This is a genomic window from Tepidibacillus sp. LV47, from assembly GCF_048381575.1.
In the GTDB taxonomy this organism is placed as follows: Bacteria; Bacillota; Bacilli; order Tepidibacillales; family Tepidibacillaceae; genus Tepidibacillus.
This window is the reverse complement of the sequence record NZ_JBLWIF010000001.1, coordinates 100,443-117,227: the sequence shown is the minus strand read 5'-3', so window position 1 is coordinate 117,227 and position 16,785 is coordinate 100,443. Positions and strand designations below refer to the sequence as shown.

At 34.8% G+C, this 16,785-nt stretch carries 16 protein-coding genes; all 16 read left to right on the top strand.

Annotation, left to right across the window (positions count from 1 at the left end; translation table 11 throughout):
• Positions 1–71: 71 nt before the first annotated feature.
• Positions 72–1,370 carry an EF-P 5-aminopentanol modification-associated protein YfmF gene (gene yfmF / locus ACMW72_RS00550; RefSeq protein ID WP_418366885.1) on the top strand — a complete coding sequence of 433 codons (1,299 nt, stop codon included), beginning with the start codon at positions 72–74 and terminating at the stop codon, positions 1,368–1,370.
• Positions 1,367–2,632, top strand: a complete 1,266-nt coding sequence (gene yfmH / locus ACMW72_RS00545; RefSeq protein ID WP_418366884.1) for an EF-P 5-aminopentanol modification-associated protein YfmH — start codon at positions 1,367–1,369, stop codon at positions 2,630–2,632. Before yfmF ends, yfmH begins: the two co-directional genes overlap by 4 nt.
• A gap of 51 nt (positions 2,633–2,683) precedes the next feature.
• Positions 2,684–3,412 carry an elongation factor P 5-aminopentanone reductase gene (ymfI, locus tag ACMW72_RS00540; protein WP_418366883.1) on the top strand — a complete coding sequence of 243 codons (729 nt, stop codon included), beginning with the start codon at positions 2,684–2,686 and terminating at the stop codon, positions 3,410–3,412.
• 86 nt (positions 3,413–3,498) lie between these two features.
• Positions 3,499–3,747, top strand: coding sequence for a DUF3243 domain-containing protein (locus ACMW72_RS00535; RefSeq protein WP_418366882.1), 249 nt, complete (start codon positions 3,499–3,501; stop codon positions 3,745–3,747).
• 115 nt (positions 3,748–3,862) lie between these two features.
• The gene (locus ACMW72_RS00530) at positions 3,863–4,645 is read left to right on the top strand and encodes a DUF3388 domain-containing protein (RefSeq protein ID WP_418366881.1); all 783 of its coding nucleotides are present in this window, start codon (positions 3,863–3,865) and stop codon (positions 4,643–4,645) included.
• Positions 4,646–4,662: 17 nt separating this feature from the next.
• Positions 4,663–5,538, top strand: a complete 876-nt coding sequence (locus ACMW72_RS00525; protein WP_418366880.1) for a RodZ domain-containing protein — start codon at positions 4,663–4,665, stop codon at positions 5,536–5,538.
• A 146-nt stretch (positions 5,539–5,684) separates the two neighbouring features.
• Entirely contained in the window at positions 5,685–7,037 is a 1,353-nt protein-coding gene (gene rimO, locus ACMW72_RS00520) for a 30S ribosomal protein S12 methylthiotransferase RimO (protein WP_418366879.1), read from the top strand.
• Complete coding sequence (gene pgsA / locus ACMW72_RS00515) at positions 7,021–7,596, top strand: CDP-diacylglycerol--glycerol-3-phosphate 3-phosphatidyltransferase (RefSeq protein WP_418366878.1); 576 nt, start codon at positions 7,021–7,023, stop codon at positions 7,594–7,596. The genes rimO and pgsA overlap by 17 nt, the downstream gene beginning before the upstream one ends.
• Before the next feature lie 64 nt (positions 7,597–7,660).
• A complete protein-coding gene (locus ACMW72_RS00510; protein WP_418366877.1) occupies positions 7,661–8,926 on the top strand; it encodes a competence/damage-inducible protein A in 1,266 nt (421 codons plus the stop codon).
• A gap of 91 nt (positions 8,927–9,017) precedes the next feature.
• Positions 9,018–10,064, top strand: a complete 1,047-nt coding sequence (gene recA, locus ACMW72_RS00505) for a recombinase RecA (protein ID WP_418366876.1) — start codon at positions 9,018–9,020, stop codon at positions 10,062–10,064.
• 54 nt (positions 10,065–10,118) lie between these two features.
• A complete protein-coding gene (locus tag ACMW72_RS00500) occupies positions 10,119–10,784 on the top strand; it encodes a RecX family transcriptional regulator (protein ID WP_418366875.1) in 666 nt (221 codons plus the stop codon).
• A 176-nt stretch (positions 10,785–10,960) separates the two neighbouring features.
• Positions 10,961–12,499 (top strand): ribonuclease Y, encoded by a 1,539-nt coding sequence (gene rny, locus ACMW72_RS00495; protein WP_418366874.1) that lies wholly within the window; start codon positions 10,961–10,963, stop codon positions 12,497–12,499.
• A 78-nt stretch (positions 12,500–12,577) separates the two neighbouring features.
• Positions 12,578–13,384 carry a TIGR00282 family metallophosphoesterase gene (locus ACMW72_RS00490; RefSeq protein WP_418366873.1) on the top strand — a complete coding sequence of 269 codons (807 nt, stop codon included), beginning with the start codon at positions 12,578–12,580 and terminating at the stop codon, positions 13,382–13,384.
• Positions 13,385–13,508: 124 nt separating this feature from the next.
• The gene (gene spoVS / locus ACMW72_RS00485) at positions 13,509–13,769 is read left to right on the top strand and encodes a stage V sporulation protein SpoVS (RefSeq protein ID WP_132768455.1); all 261 of its coding nucleotides are present in this window, start codon (positions 13,509–13,511) and stop codon (positions 13,767–13,769) included.
• Between the two features lie 82 nt (positions 13,770–13,851).
• On the top strand, positions 13,852–14,784 hold the full coding sequence (locus ACMW72_RS00480; RefSeq protein ID WP_418366872.1) for a dipeptidase: 933 nt from the start codon (positions 13,852–13,854) through the stop codon (positions 14,782–14,784).
• A gap of 270 nt (positions 14,785–15,054) precedes the next feature.
• Complete coding sequence (locus ACMW72_RS00475) at positions 15,055–16,785, top strand: 2-oxoacid:acceptor oxidoreductase subunit alpha (RefSeq protein ID WP_418366871.1); 1,731 nt, start codon at positions 15,055–15,057, stop codon at positions 16,783–16,785.

The following is a 16,785-nucleotide window of genomic DNA, read 5'->3' as shown; positions in this document are numbered from 1 at the left end:
AAAGGGGGTATAACCTCCTTTTTTAATGTGTAGAAAAAGTGGTAAACTATGGATATTATAAATAGAAGGGAATGAGGATATTGTTTTTAGATCAATTTTCAAAGAAAGAAATCCATTCAATCCAAGTTCATCATTTACAAACAGATAAATATAAAACAAATACCATTGTAGTAAATATTGCAACTGACCTAATAAAAGAAAATGTAACAAAAGTTGCACTACTCCCTTATATATTAAAACGAGGGAGCAAAAAATATCCTTCTTTGAAACAAATTCAAGAAAAATTAGATGATTTATATGGTGTGACTTTAGATGCTTATGTTTTTAAAAGAGGAGAAAGACAAATCGTTCAATTTAGTTGTGAAGTGGCGAATGAAAAGTATTTGAATGAAAATCGTTCATTATTAAAAGAGGCAATTGATCTATTAGGGAATTTAATTACACAACCACTAATCGAAGACCAAGGTTTTCAATCAATAATTTTTGAAACAGAAAAAGAATTGTTAGCACAACGAATCAAAAGCATTTTGGATGACAAAATTCAATATGCTGAACAAAAAATGATCGAAAATATGTGTAAAAATGAACCTTATCGTCTACCTGCTAACGGTTGTTTAGACGATTTAGCACACATCACAAAAGATAACCTTTATCAATTTTATCAAGAATGGATGAACACAGCCCCAATCGATTTTTTTATCGTTGGAGATTATGATGAATCAATTGTTCATACTGCAATTGCAGAGTCTTTTCAACTGCCAAAGCGGCAGGTGAAACCATTAGCAGAAGTAATCGTTGATGTTCCTGTAAAAGAGGAAAAAATCGTTGTCGAAGCATTAGATGTAAAGCAAGGAAAATTAAATTTAGGATTAAGAACGTATACGACGATACAAGATGACGATTACATTCCTATGTTGCTTTTCAATGGAGTTTTAGGTGGTTTTGCTCATTCTAAATTATTTGTTAATGTGCGTGAGAAGGCGAGTTTAGCTTATTACGCCTCTTCAAAATTGGATAGTCATAAAGGGATCATGATAATTCAAAGTGGTATTGAAATTAAAAATTATGATAAAGCCGTTGAAATCATCAAGCAGCAAGTTCAAATGATGAAAGAAGGTAAGATAACAGAGCAAGAAATCAATCAGACAAAAGCCATATTAACAAACCAGTTAAAAGAAATGCTAGATCGACCAAGACAACTTATAGATTATACTTATCATGGAGTATTAAGCCAAAAGCCAAGGACATTATCCCAAATGATCGAACAAACTAAACACGTAACGATTGACGATCTTATTCGAGTAGGGCAAAAAGTGAAATTAGATACGATTTATTTTTTAAAAGATCACGTTAAGGAGGATGCTAATTGAAAAAAATTATATTTGAGCAATTGGATGAAACGTTATTTACGGATCGATTAGACAACGGCTTACAAGTATATGTTTTACCGAAAAAAGGGTTCCAAAAAACCTATGCCACATTTACGACTCGCTATGGATCCATCGATCGTGAATTTAAGGTGAATGGGCAATTGATCAAAGTTCCCGATGGAATTGCACATTTTTTGGAACATAAAATGTTTGAAGAAGAAGAGGGAGATATTTTTCATACTTTTGCCATTCAAGGTGCACAAACAAATGCTTTTACCAGTTTTGACCGAACCACTTATTTATTTTCGAGTACTGAAAACATTGAAAAAAATTTAGAAACATTAATCGACTTTGTACAGCGTCCTTATTTTACCGATGAAAATGTAGAGAAAGAAAAAGGGATTATCGCGCAAGAAATTCGCATGTATGATGATAACCCAGATTGGCGTTTATATTTTGGCTTACTCAGAGCCTTATACCATACGCATCCTATTCGTATTGATATTGCTGGAACGGTCGAATCGATTCATCAAATTACAAAAGAACAGTTATATACATGTTATGAAACGTTTTATCACCCGAGTAATATGGTATTATTCGTGGTAGGTGGAGTCGATCCACATAAAATCATTGAGGTCGTCAAAACAAATCAGGCAAAGAAAAAATTTAAAAAAGCGCCAGATATTGAACGAGTACATCCAGAAGAACCAGAAGCCATCCATCAACCCCAAAATGAAATCCATCTACCTGTAGCGATGCCAAAGGTGCTTGTAGGTTTTAAACATAAAAATCTTGGCTTACAAGGAAAGGAATTTATTAAGAAAGAACTTGAAATGCAACTCTTATTAGAATTACTTTTGGGGAATGGAAGTAACTTTTATCATCATCTAATCAGCCAAGGGCTCATTGATGAAGATTTTGGCTTTGAATTTCAAATAGAGCAAAACTATGCTTTTTCCTTAATCGGCGGAAATACGAAAGATCCAGATGATTTGGTGAATCAAATTCAGGATGTTATTTTCCATACAAAAGGATTTGATGAACAACTTTTTCAAAGAAGCAAGAAAAAGAAAATGGGAGACTTTTTAAGGAAATTAAATGTACCTGAATTTATTGCCAATCAATTTAGTCGTTATTTATTTAATGAGTCCAATCTTTTTGAGATCCTACCTGTACTTGAAGAGATTACAGTTGAAGGGATCAATAAGACTTTAGAAGATTTTACGGAAAAAAATATGGCCATTTCTATTGTTCGTCCTTAATCGGTGCTTGGATAACTAAGCTCCGTTTTAATTTTGGGGGTGGGGATTTGCATGAAACAAGTCGCTTTAATTACAGGTGCATCAAGTACCATAGGAATCGCCATTGCTAAGAAATTAGCGAATAAAAAAATACCCTTAATTCTTCATTATTATCGAAACAAAGAAAGAATCGACGAATTTATGAGGCAGCAAATTACAGGAAATGATTTGTTAGCTTTTTCAGTTGATCTATCAACAATTGAAGGAATAGAGAATCTTTTCCGTCAAATTGAAAAAACCGGCTTAAAACCTACGATTTTGATTAATAATGTGGGTGCATCCCATTATGGATTAATTCAAGATGTAACATATGAAGAATATCAAAAAATAATGAATATCATGGTGATGAGTACTTTTTTTTGCTCACAAAAAGTTGTTCCGAATATGATTCGGCAAAAATTTGGCCGAATTATCAATATTTCGTCTGTTTGGGGGCAAGTTGGTGCAGCCAATGAAGTTTTATACTCCATGGCAAAAGGAGCAATTGACTCCTTTACTAAAGCTTTAGCCAAAGAATTAGCTCCTTCAGGAATCACGGTAAATGCTATTGCTCCTGGTATTGTCCTCTCACCAATGATGGCGAATTTTTCACAAGAAGAATTGGAAATGATGAAAAACGAAATTCCGATGAATCGTTTTGCAAAACCAGAGGAAATTGCATCTTTGGTTGTACATCTTTTACAACCTGAATCCTCATATATCACGGGTCAAATTATTCGCATAGACGGGGGATGGGTTTAAATTTAGGATGAATAATAACTGTTTATCTAATGCATATTAAAAATGAACGGATATTTCCGTAGCAAATTTAAAGAGGGGGACTAAATATGTCTGTGCTCGATAATTTCCAAGATTGGAAACAATTCTTAAATGAACGAGTAGACCAAGCACAACGTATGGGATTAGATGATCAAACCATCGCTAACTTGGCTTATCAAATTGGGGACTATTTAAATAAACAAGTAGATCCCAAAAACCAAGAAGAACGCCTTCTTAAAGACCTTTGGGATCATAGTAATGAAGAACAACAAAAGGTTCTTGCCCAAATTATGGTACAGCTTGTAGACAAAAAATAACTTATTTTTAAAAATGCCCCTGTTATTTTAGGGGCATTTTTACTATCTTTTTTACTCTACTATTGAGTGAGTTTGTTGTATACTTATTTATATGATATGGTAAGGGAGAGGTTATATGATTTCTCAAGAGCCCAAGCCTTGGTATTTGGAATATAAAATACATAAAAATCGCCCAGGACTTTTAGGAGATATTTCTTCGATGCTGGGTTTAATGAACGTTAATATTATGACCATTAATGGTGTAGACCTACAAAAAAGAGGAATGATCTTACACATTTATGATATGGAAAAAATCGAACTGATCGGAAAATTTTTAAAAGATGTTCCTGATATCACGATTACTGCTTTTCGTCCTCCGACGATTTTAGATCGTTTAGCTGTACGCCATGGCAAATATATCGATCGAGACTTATCTGATAAAAGAACATTTCGATTCGTACGGGATGAGATAGGATTGTTAGTTGATTTTCTAAGCGAAATCTTTCGGAATTCAGGTCATCAATTAATTGGAATTCGTGGAATGCCCCGTGTTGGAAAAACAGAATCGATCGTTGCAGGTAGTGTTTCGGCAAATAAAAAGTGGATCTTGGTATCTTCTACGTTACTTAGACAAACCATTAGAAATCAATTGGTAGAGGATGAGTTAGATCCAGAGAACATTTTTATTATCGATGGAATCGTATCAACACTGCGAGCAAATGAGAACCATCGCGATTTAATTCGAGAGATTTTACGTATGCCTGCGACAAAAGTGATTGAACATCCAGATATTTTTATCCGGGAAACCGAATATAACCTTGATGATTTTGATTATATTATTGAACTTAGAAATGATCCTGATGAAGAAATCACTTATAATTTAATTAATACTAGTTTTAGTTCCTTTGATATCAGTTAATTGGCGGAGGGGATTTAATGTCTGAAGAATTAGGGCAGTTACTACGCGAACTAAGAATAAAAAAAGGATATTCTATTGAAGATATTCAAGAAATTACAAAAATTCGATCAAAGTATATTGAAGCGATTGAACAAGGAAGACTTGACGAACTTCCAGGGAATTTTTATGCAAAGGCGTTTATAAAAAGTTATGGTGAAGTGGTTGGTCTTAACCCTGATTTGATTGAACAATATCAAAATTTAATCCCAAATACAGATCTTGAGGATTTGCCTTCTAAAACGGCACATTCTTTGGCAAAACCCCCATCTAAAATGGGAAAGTATCTTCGACTTTCCTCTATTTATATTTTCGTTGGAATTGTTTTACTTCTTATTTATATGTTGATTGTCTCAATAGTACAAGATAAACCGAATGAATCCACAGGGGATCTTGATAAAACCAGATTAGAAACGACAGAAAAGTCTGTTCAAAAACCTAATACTTCTCTTACTTCCAAAAATAATCAAAACCAGTCAACTAAAGAGCCAAGTAAATTACAGCCATTAAGTACAGGTATCGAAGTAACGAAGGTAAGTACCACCTCATATCGGAATCGAACAAAGGATATCTATGAGGTTGTTAGTACTGAAAATCAAGATATTGAAATTCAATTGAGTTTTAATGATAGTTGTTGGTTTGAGATTCGAAAAGGCGGTCCACGTGGAAAATTGATTGTCATGAATACACTTAACAAAGGTCAAGTGACTGACAAAATAAAATTAGATGATCAAGAATTGTGGATTCATTTAGGGAATGCGGCAGGTGTTCAATTGAATGTGAATGATAAAAATATATCTGTAGGGAATGAACCTGGGCCCAAATATATTTCTATCCAAAAGAAGAAGACGCAATAATATTCATTTATGGCTTCATGTATTTTGTGAAGCCTTTTTTTATTTAAGGTATTATTGCAAAATTGTTTACTTTGACTAGTTTTTGAACTTATATTATACTTGTGAAGTATCAAAATAGGTATTGTTTGTAGAAAGTGTGGTAGAAAATGGCGAGAAAGAAGCAAAAAGTAGCAATTGTTACATTAGGATGCGAAAAAAATCTTGTTGATTCAGAAATTATGTCAGGATTATTGGAGAAAAATGGTTATAATATCATAAATGAAAAAGAAGATGCAGATGTGATTATAGTGAATACATGCGGCTTTATTGATGCATCAAAAGAAGAATCGATCAATACCATTTTAGACATGGCTGATTATAAAACAACAGGTAAATTAAAATCACTGATTGTAACAGGATGCTTGAGTCAGCGGTATAAAGAAATACTTATGGAAGAAATGCCCGAGATTGATGCGCTTGTGGGGACGGGAGAATTTGATCGAATTGTTGAAGTTATCAAAGAATCCCTTGAAGGAAAAAAACCGATCTATATTGGAAATCCCATATTTAGCTATGAACAAAATCTACCACGTAAAAGATCAACTCCTTTTTATTCCGCATATATTAAAATTGCTGAAGGCTGTGATAATTCTTGTACGTTTTGCGTAATACCTTCTCTGCGAGGAAAGTTTCGTAGTAGAGGAATCCCTTCCATTGTAAATGAGGCAAAGGATCTGGTTAACCAGGGAGTAAAAGAAATTAGCCTTATCGCACAAGATACTACTAATTATGGTATGGATAAATATGGTAGAATTATGTTGCCAGAATTAATAGAAGAATTGTCAAAAATTGAAGGTCTAGATTGGATTCGCTTGCATTATTTATATCCCGGTTATTTTACTGACGAATTGATTGATGCTTTTGCAACCAATCCTAAACTTTGTAAATACATTGATATGCCTCTGCAACATAGTGAAGATCATATTTTAAAGAAAATGTTACGTCCAGGTCGGCAAACAGATATTCGGAATTTAATTCATAAGATCCGTTCGAGAATACCTGACGTTGCATTGAGAACTTCGATTATTGTTGGTTTTCCTGGTGAAACCGAAGAAGATTTTGAACACCTTATTGATTTTATTAAAGAAATTCGTTTTGATCGTTTAGGGGTATTTACTTATTCCGAAGAGGAAGGATCTCCTGCTTCTCGTCTCCCAAATAAAATCCCCCAAGAAGTAAAAGAAAAAAGAGCGAATATTCTTATGGAAGTACAAAGAGAGATCGCCAAAGAACGAAATTCACGATTTGTTGGTAAAGAATTAGATGTTCTTCTTGAGAAATATGATGAAGAAAATAAAGTTTTCATTGGTCGAACTCAATATGATGCGCCTGAAATTGATGGTGAAGTATTTGTTAGTAACATCAAAGCCAATATTGGCGAAATTGTAAAGGTTAAAGTCACCCATTCATTTGAATTTGACCTCTTTGGGGAGGGTATTAAGAGTGAACCTGCCAAATAAAATCACGCTCATCAGGATCTTTCTAGTTCCAATCATTATGGTTTTTTTACTTATTCGCTTTGATTTTGGTGAAATTAAAATTGCAGGTGAAATGATCACTTATAGTGAACTTATTGCTACTTTTATCTTTATCGTAGCAGCAAGCACTGATGGGCTTGACGGATATATTGCTCGAAAAAGAAAACTCGTTACCAATCTTGGTAAATTATTAGATCCGTTAGCTGATAAATTATTAATTTCGGCAGCATTGATTTCGTTAGTCGAAATGCAACGATTAGATGCATGGATTGCAATTGTCATCATTAGTAGGGAGTTTGCTGTAACTGGCCTGCGAATGGTTGCAGCTGCCGAAGGATTTGTTATTGTTGCAAGTAAATTAGGAAAATTAAAAACGGTCACACAGATTATCGCGATTGTACTATTAATGTTAAATAACTTTCCCTTTAATTATATTCATATTCCCCTCGCCCAATTAATGGTATGGATTGCTGTACTCGTTACCATTATTTCAGGTATCGATTATTTTATAAAAAATAAACAAGTGATTGAAATGAAATAGGACTGATATTAGGTATAGACCTACTATTTTTTCTTTATGTATTTAGGAAACGGAGGACGTTATTTTGTTAAAAGGTGAAATCATTGCCGTTGGAACAGAATTGTTATTAGGGCAAATTGCAAACACAAATGCCCAGTTTATCTCAAGAAAAATGGCGGAAATTGGAGTTCCAATTTATTACCATGTTACTGTTGGCGATAATGAAGAAAGATTAAAAGAAGCCATATTACAAGCCCAAAAACGATCGAATCTCATTATTTTTACTGGTGGCTTAGGACCTACCCAAGATGATTTAACCAAAGAGGCAGCAGCTAAGGTTTTGAATCGAAGATTAGTCTTAGATCAACTTACTTTTGATAAAATCGTTTCTTTTTTTGAGCAAAGACAAATCAAAATGACAGAAAACAATAAAAAACAAGCAATGATCTTGGAGAAGGGTACCGTTTTTCCCAATGATCATGGACTAGCTGCTGGAATTGGACTCGAAGCTGATGGAAGATACTATGTCTTCCTTCCAGGGCCACCAAGTGAAATGAAACCTATGTTGATTCATTATGCGATCCCTTGGATCCAAAAGATTGATAGGGGAAATATTTTTTATTCAAAAGTGATGAGATTTTATGGGATTGGTGAGTCCACTTTAGAGGAACGTATCATCGACTTAATTGAAAGCCAAACAAATCCAACGATAGCGCCATTAGCAAACGATGGAGAAGTAACCCTTCGTTTAACTGCACAAGCAAAAACAGAAGAAGAAGCTTTAGCTTTTATTCGCCCAGTAGAAGAGGAAATTCACCATCGTTTAGAACCGTATCATTTTGGTAATGGCGAGGAAGAGATCGAACATGTTGTTGTTCGATTATTAGAACAATTGCAATTAACAGTATCCGTCTCCGAAAGCTGTACTGGCGGTCTTGTTGGGAGCCGATTTACGAAAATCCCAGGGAGTTCAAAGATTTATCTAGGTGGAATTATCTGTTACAGTAATGAAATAAAACATAAAATCCTTCATGTTCCAAATGAAATACTCGAAACAAAAGGAGCAGTTAGTAGAGAAACAGCACAAATTTTAAGTGAAGAAACGCTGAAATTGTTTGATACGAATCTATCCGTTTCAATCACTGGAATCGCTGGCCCAAAACCAATAGAGAATAAGCCTGTTGGTTTAGTTTATATCGGGATTAGTGAAAAAGGAAAAGAAACAATTGTGAAAGAAATTCGATTATCTGGAAGCAGACAAGTGATTCAAAAACGGGCTGCCAAGTATGCTCATTATTTTTTATGGCAGACTTTAAAAGATCGAATGAAAGAAGTTTTAAATAGAGAATAAATGTTCGCAAAAAAATCTTGTATATTCTTCCGTTTCATTATAAGATAATATCAGAAAGATACATAGGAAAATAAAAAAAGGGGAGAACGAAGTGAGCGAACGGAAAGCAGCGCTAGAAAATGCGCTACGTCAGATAGAAAAACAGTTTGGTAAAGGATCAATTATGAGACTAGGGGAATCAGCTTCTGCACAGGTAGAAACCGTTTCTAGCGGTTCCCTAGCATTAGACATTGCTTTAGGTGTTGGCGGTTATCCAAAAGGTAGAATTATTGAAATTTATGGTCCAGAATCATCTGGAAAAACAACGGTTGCTCTACATGCGATTGCTGAAGTGCAAAAACTTGGAGGACAAGCAGCATTTATTGATGCAGAACATGCCTTAGATCCAACTTACGCTAGGAAGCTTGGAGTGAATATTGATGAACTTCTCCTTTCTCAACCCGATACAGGAGAACAAGCACTAGAAATAGCAGAAGCATTAGTTCGTAGTGGTGCAGTAGATATTATTGTTATCGACTCCGTTGCCGCTTTGGTACCAAAGGCAGAAATTGAAGGGGAAATGGGAGATTCCCATGTAGGTTTACAAGCGCGTTTAATGTCCCAAGCCTTACGTAAACTTTCTGGTGCCATTAATAAATCGAAAACCATTGCCATCTTTATTAACCAAATTCGAGAAAAAGTTGGTGTTATGTTTGGAAACCCTGAGACAACACCTGGTGGTCGAGCTTTAAAATTTTATAGTACTATTCGTCTTGAGGTAAGACGTGCAGAAACCCTAAAACAGGGAAATGAAATGGTTGGTAATCGTACGAGGATTAAAGTGGTGAAAAATAAAGTAGCACCACCTTTTAAACAAGCGGATGTTGATATTATGTATGGTGAAGGGATTTCAAAAGAAGGAAGTATCTTAGATATTGGAACAGAATTAGACATTATTACAAAAAGTGGTGCATGGTATTCATACGAAGAAGAACGTCTCGGTCAAGGTCGAGAAAATGCGAAACAATATTTAAAAGAACACCCTGAAATCGCAGAAAAAATCGAGCAAAAAATTAGAGAATATCATAGCCTTGGTAAAACAATTTCAACAAGCATAAGCGACGATCCTGAAGAAGATTTATTATTTGAAGCTGAATAGCACCTATCCATCGTATAGGTGCTATTCTATTTTAGAAAGTCTGTGGTGAATAAAATGAAAAAGACTTTAATTATTACAAAAATAACAAAGCAAAAACAAAATTCGAAAAGATATAATATTCATGTCAACGATCAGTATGCATTTTCTGTTCATGAAGATGTTTTAATAGCAAAGCGGTTAATAAAAGGAAAAGAAATAACCAATGAAGATATCGAAACGATTTTAAAAGAAGAAGAAGAGAATAAAATATGGCAAAAAGCAATAAAATATTTAAGTTTTCGACCAAGAACGAGAAAGGAACTAGAAAAATATTTGATCGCTCAAGATTATGAACAAGAAATGATTCAAAATGTTATTTTAAAATTACAAGCAAAAAAGTGGCTTGATGATCGTCGTTATGCTGAAGAATTTGTAGAAGAGCAAATCAGATTAAAGCCTAAAGGAAAAAAATTAATTGCTCAAGAAATGAAAAGAAAAGGAATTTCCTCAACCTATATACAAGAAAGTCTTAGTAAAATTAACAGTGAAACAGAGTACCAAATGGCTTTAGAATTGGCAAAAAAGAAAGCTCTTCAAAATCGAAAAGAAGATTGGGTTACCATCCAACGAAAAGTTGGAGGATATTTAAGGCGGAAAGGATTTTCCTATGAAATTATATGGCAAATCTTACATGATTTAAAAAAAGATCTAAGCATTGATAGTGATCCGGATGGGGCTTGATAACTTGACAAGCTTACCAATGAATATTACAATTGAATTGCATCTTTTATATTTTTTGGAAGATGCAAACTACTTATTTTTTAATTAAAAAAATATGAAACTATGATTGATTGACGATGCCAAAGACCGAACTGGAATCGGTCTTGTTTTTTAGGTAAGCAAAAGGAGGTGAATGAATGGACTTAGGTAATATTGCCCTTTTGCTTGCGTCAACTACTGCCGGTGTCGGTGTAGGTTACTTTATCCGCAAATCCTTAGCTGAAGCAAAGATCTCCAGCGCTGAAGATAAAGCAAGACTAATCGTTGAACAGGCATATAAAGAAGCGGAAGCGACGAAAAAAGAATTGATCTTAGAAGCCAAGGATGAGGTTCACAAATTAAGAAGTGAAGCTGATAGAGATATACGCGAACGAAGGAATGAAATTCAACGTCTTGAAAGAAGGTTATTACAAAAAGAGGAAACATTAGACAAAAAATTAGAATCGTTGGAGCGTAAAGAAGAATCTCTACAACAAATGGAGAAAACGATAACAGAGACGCGAGCAAGAGTTGAGGAAACATTACGAGAACAAATAGCAGAATTAGAAAGAATCTCTAATCTAACGACAGATGAAGCGAAACAGATCATTTTAGATAAGGTTGAAAGAGAAGTTCGGCATGACACTGCTGTTTTAATTAAAGAGATCGAACAACAGACAAAAGAAGAGGCCGATAAAAGAGCAAAGGAAATTATTACCACAGCCATTCAACGTTGTGCAGCAGATCACGTGGCAGAAACAACAGTTTCGGTTGTTACCCTTCCAAATGATGAAATGAAGGGTCGAATCATTGGAAGAGAAGGCCGTAATATTCGTGCATTAGAAACATTAACAGGAATTGATTTAATTATTGATGATACTCCAGAAGCAGTGATATTATCAGGTTTTGATCCAATTCGACGAGAAATTGCAAAAACAGCATTAGAAAAATTAGTAGCTGATGGCCGAATCCACCCTGCTCGGATTGAGGAAATGGTGGAAAAAGCTCGTAAAGAAGTAGACGAACGAATTCGTGAATATGGAGAACAGGCAACTTTTGAGGTTGGTGTTCATAATTTACATCCGGATTTAATCAAGATTCTTGGCCGACTCAAGTTTAGAACCAGCTATGGTCAAAATGTCTTAAAACATTCAATTGAAGTTGCACATCTTTGTGGCTTAATGGCTGCAGAATTAGGACAAGATGTAACTTTAGCTAAAAGAGCTGGTTTACTCCATGATATTGGTAAAGCAATTGATCATGAAGTAGAAGGGTCACATGTTGAAATTGGAGTCGAATTAGCTAAGAAATATAATGAACACCCAGTTGTTATAAATGGGATAGCATCTCACCATGGAGATGTAGAGCCAACTTCGATTATTGCTGTTTTAGTTGGGGCAGCTGATGCCCTGTCTGCAGCTAGACCTGGTGCACGAAGAGAAACACTAGAAACATATATTAAACGTTTAGAAAAACTTGAAGAAATTTCCGAATCCTTTGAGGGTGTTGAAAAATCTTATGCCATTCAGGCAGGGCGAGAAGTAAGAGTTATGGTAAATCCTGAACAAATTTCTGATGATGACGCGATCATATTGGCAAGGAGTATAACAAGACGTATCGAAAATGAACTCGATTATCCGGGCCATATAAAGGTAACCGTCATCAGAGAAACACGAGCGGTAGAATACGCAAAATAAAGTGGCTTTGCCACTTTATTTTATTTTATTCAAATTCCAGTAAGATTAAATGAAAGAAATAACAAGGAGTGAAACTTTTTGAGAATTCTTTTTTTTGGTGATATTGTTGGCTCTCCAGGTCGCAGGGCAATACAAGAAAATATTGGTAAAATCAAACAAAAATATCGACCACAGATTATTGTTGCAAATGGAGAAAATGCTGCAGGTGGTAGGGGAATTACAGAAAAAATATTAAAAGAATTGATGAATCTTGGTATTCAAGTGATTACGATGGGAAATCATACTTGGGATCAAAAAGATGTCTATCAATTTATTGGCAATTTTCCCAATCTTATTCGTCCAGCCAATTATCCGAGTGGTACTCCTGGAAAAGGCTATACCATCATTAATTTTAATACTCATAAATTAGCGATTATTAATTTACAAGGACGTACATTTCTGCCAGCTATTGATTGCCCTTTTAAAAAAGCGGAAGAAATTTTGGAGAGTGTTAGAAAAGAAACATCCAATATTCTTATTGACTTTCATGCCGAAGCAACTTCAGAAAAGCAAGCAATGGGTTGGTTTTTAGATGGGAAAGTAAGTGCTGTAATAGGAACACATACCCATGTTCAAACAGCAGATGAACGAATTTTACCAAAAGGGACTGCCTATATTACCGATGTAGGAATGGTAGGTCCTTATGATGGGATTTTAGGAATGAAAAAGGAAGAAGTGATCGAAAAATTTATTACTTCTATGCCTCAAAGATTTGAGGTTGATAAATCGGGAAGATGGCAATTAAATGCTGTTATTATTGATATTGATTTGGCTTCAGGAAAAGCAAAACATATTGAACGTATTTTTCTTAACCAAGAAAAAACGATTGTAGATAATCTAATTTGAAATATTTTTTGTTCTAAATTTTATGATATTTTCTTTTTAACAGCAGGAATTTTTTTAAAAGACAGCGAATATATATTACTAATGGTTTAACTCATAATGTTGTCGTACAAGGAGGTTTCAATCCATGGAGGTATTAAAAGTTTCAGCAAAATCTAGTCCCAATGCTGTTGCAGGTGCACTAGCTGGAGTGCTGCGTGAGCGTGGTGCCGCTGAGATACAAGCGATAGGTGCAGGTGCACTGAATCAAGCTGTCAAAGCAGTAGCAATCGCGCGAGGTTTCGTAGCGCCTAGTGGTGTTGACCTTATCTGTATTCCTGCTTTCACAGATATTGTGATTGATGGCGAAGAAAGAACTGCAATTAAATTAATTGTTGAACCTCGATAGGGCTGGATTTTTAAACCTGTTTTCCTTTAAGGAAGACAGGTTTTTTCGCTATGGTTTAAAATCATATTTTCGGAGTGATAAGATGATTATTGATGCCCATTGTGATGTTTTATGGAAATTATTAAATGATCGAAGTATTTCTTTTTATAATAAAGATTCAAGATTGCATGTGAATTATCCCAATATGATAAAAGGAAAAGTTGATCTACAAGTTTTTGCTATTTATATTCCGCCGTCAATAAAAACGTCAAAATTTAAAGTCGCAATTCAATCGATTGATGATTTCTATCAGATGATCATTAGACAGAAAAATCATTTGAAACTTGCTACAACATATCAAGAGATTGAAACCTTTATAGGTCAAGGCAAGAAAGTTGCTCTGCTGTCGATTGAAGGTGCAGAGGTTATAGAAGGGGATTTAGCAAAACTAAGAACCTTTTATCGTTTAGGTGTTAGGGCAATGGGACTTACATGGAATCAAGCAAATGAAGTGGCAGATGGTGTCATGGAACAAAGAGGAGGAGGATTAACAAGCTTTGGTCAAGAAGTTGTAAAAGAAATGAATCGTCTTGGAATGATGATTGATGTTTCTCATCTATCAGAAAGAGGATTTTGGGATGTGATTGAACGAAGTGAAAAACCCATTCTTGCTTCTCATTCGAACACGAAAAAAGTGTGTAACCATCCGCGAAATTTAACAGACGGGCAAATAAAAGCAATTATTAAACAAGGTGGTATGATTGGCGTTACCTTTGTGCGAGAATTTACATCGACAAAAAAAGAACCTACGATTGATGATCTTCTCTTACATATTGACCATATCGCAACATTAGGCGGAATTGAACAAATTGGATTAGGTTCCGACTTTGATGGCGCTATCCCGATCAAAGGTTTAGAAAACGCTGGAAAATTGGATAACCTAGTCAACGCTTTATTGAAACATTTTGATCAAAAACATGTAGAAGGGATATTAAAAGAAAATTGGTTACGTTATTATAAAAAAGTTCTTCGTTAATTTGTTATATTCTGACTTTTAAATGTATTCGGTAAAATCAGTAAAAATTCTTTAAAATAGTGAGAAAATACTAGCTGTTTTCAGATAATAAGTAAAAAATTATATTCTTTTATAGTTTAATAGAAAATTCCCAATTGTAAGCGGTTTGATTTTTTTCCAAATTAGACATAAACTTAGGGAAGTTTTAGTGATAGTAATTGTGAGGTGACGGGGAAAAGAGAAATCATTATTCAATCTATCATTTTTACCATTTTTAAAGGGGTGGAGAAAATGTTAAATCAACTTTCGTGGAAAGTTGGCGGACAACAAGGGGAAGGTATTGATAGTACTGGTGAAATTTTTGCTACGGCATTAAATCGACTTGGTTATTATCTTTATGGATATCGGCATTTTTCATCTAGGATTAAAGGCGGACATACAAACTATAAGATTCGTGTAACAACAAAACCTGTAAGGGCAATTTCTGATGATTTAGATATTTTAATTGCTTTTGATCAGGAAACCATTGATCTAAATAGCGAGGAATTACGAGAAGCTGGCATCATCATTGCAGACTCTAAATTTAATCCGCAAGTAAAAAAAGAGAATGTTCGTTTCTTCTCTGTTCCTATTACTGAAATTGCTCAGAATCTAGGAACATCGTTGATGAAAAATATGGTTGCTGTGGGTGTAACGAGTGCAATTTTGGATCTTCCAATCGACTCATTTAAAGAAATCGTGGAAGAAATGTTTGGCAAAAAAGGACAAGAAGTTGTCAATAAGAACATTGAAGCAATTCGTCAAGGTGCTGAATATATTCGAAATGAAGCAAAGGGCAGTTTAGATGATTTTGTATTAGCCAAAGCGGATGGAAAAAAACGCCTGTTTATGACTGGAAATGAGGCTGTAGCTTTGGGTGCGATTGCAGCAGGAGTTCGTTTTATGGCTGCTTATCCAATTACTCCAGCTTCCGAAATTATGGAGTATCTTATTAAAAAATTACCAGAACTAGGTGGAACTGTTATTCAAACCGAAGATGAAATTGCAGCTGTTACAACGGTTATTGGGGCTTCTTATGGTGGAATTCGTACAATGACCTCTACTTCTGGTCCTGGTTTATCACTTATGCAAGAAGCAATAGGTTTAGCAGGAATCACTGAGACTCCACTTGTCATCGTCGATGTTCAACGTGGGGGCCCAAGTACAGGATTACCAACAAAAAATGAACAAAGTGATTTTAACGCAGCGATTCATGGTGCACATGGTGAGATACCAAAAATCGTAATTGCTCCTAACTCCGTTGAAGACGCTTTCTATGATACAGCTGAAGCATTCAATTTAGCTGAAAAATATCAATGCCCTGTTATTGTTCTGACTGATCTTTCATTGGGAATGGGTAAACAAACAGTAGAACCTCTTGATTATCATAGAATTGAAATCGATAGGGGTAAATTCTTAGGTAATCAAGAATTACCAGCAATTGAAGGTATGTTTAAACGTTATGAATTCACTGAAGATGGAATTTCTCCACGAGTCATTCCTGGACAAAAATATGGAATCCATCATGTAACCGGTGTTGAACACGCAGAAACAGGCCGTCCTTCAGAGGCACCTGCTATTCGTAAGAAGATGATGGAAAAACGTTTAAATAAAATTAAAAACATTACATTCAATCATCCTGTTCTAAAACAAACTCCACATGATGAAGCGGATCTATTAATTGTTGGAATTGGATCAACCCAAGGAGTTATAACCGAAGCAATTGGTCGCTTAGAGAAGGATGGATTAAAAATAAATCAAGCACATGTACGTCTTGTCTATCCATTCCCTGCTGATGAATTGAAAGAATTAGTCGAGAAAGCTAAAAAAGTAATCGTTGTTGAGAATAATGGAACGGGTCAATTAGCAGATCTCATAAAATTACATGTAGGCATGGGCGAAAAAATAGAAAAATTACTAAAATATGATGGCAATCCATTCTTACCATCAGAAATCTACAATGGAGTTAAGGGGTTGATATAA

Excerpts from the sequence above, each read along its gene's own strand:
- yfmF (WP_418366885.1), top strand. The coding sequence starts at position 72 with ATGAGGATATTGTTTTTAGATCAATTTTCAAAGAAAGAAATCCATTCA.
- ymfI (WP_418366883.1), top strand. The coding sequence starts at position 2,684 with ATGAAACAAGTCGCTTTAATTACAGGTGCATCAAGTACCATAGGAATC.
- ACMW72_RS00535 (WP_418366882.1), top strand. The coding sequence starts at position 3,499 with ATGTCTGTGCTCGATAATTTCCAAGATTGGAAACAATTCTTAAATGAA.
- ACMW72_RS00530 (WP_418366881.1), top strand. The coding sequence starts at position 3,863 with ATGATTTCTCAAGAGCCCAAGCCTTGGTATTTGGAATATAAAATACAT.
- ACMW72_RS00525 (WP_418366880.1), top strand. The coding sequence starts at position 4,663 with ATGTCTGAAGAATTAGGGCAGTTACTACGCGAACTAAGAATAAAAAAA.
- rimO (WP_418366879.1), top strand. The coding sequence starts at position 5,685 with ATGGCGAGAAAGAAGCAAAAAGTAGCAATTGTTACATTAGGATGCGAA.
- ACMW72_RS00500 (WP_418366875.1), top strand. The coding sequence starts at position 10,119 with ATGAAAAAGACTTTAATTATTACAAAAATAACAAAGCAAAAACAAAAT.
- rny (WP_418366874.1), top strand. The coding sequence starts at position 10,961 with ATGGACTTAGGTAATATTGCCCTTTTGCTTGCGTCAACTACTGCCGGT.
- spoVS (WP_132768455.1), top strand. The coding sequence starts at position 13,509 with ATGGAGGTATTAAAAGTTTCAGCAAAATCTAGTCCCAATGCTGTTGCA.
- ACMW72_RS00480 (WP_418366872.1), top strand. The coding sequence starts at position 13,852 with ATGATTATTGATGCCCATTGTGATGTTTTATGGAAATTATTAAATGAT.
- ACMW72_RS00475 (WP_418366871.1), top strand. The coding sequence starts at position 15,055 with ATGTTAAATCAACTTTCGTGGAAAGTTGGCGGACAACAAGGGGAAGGT.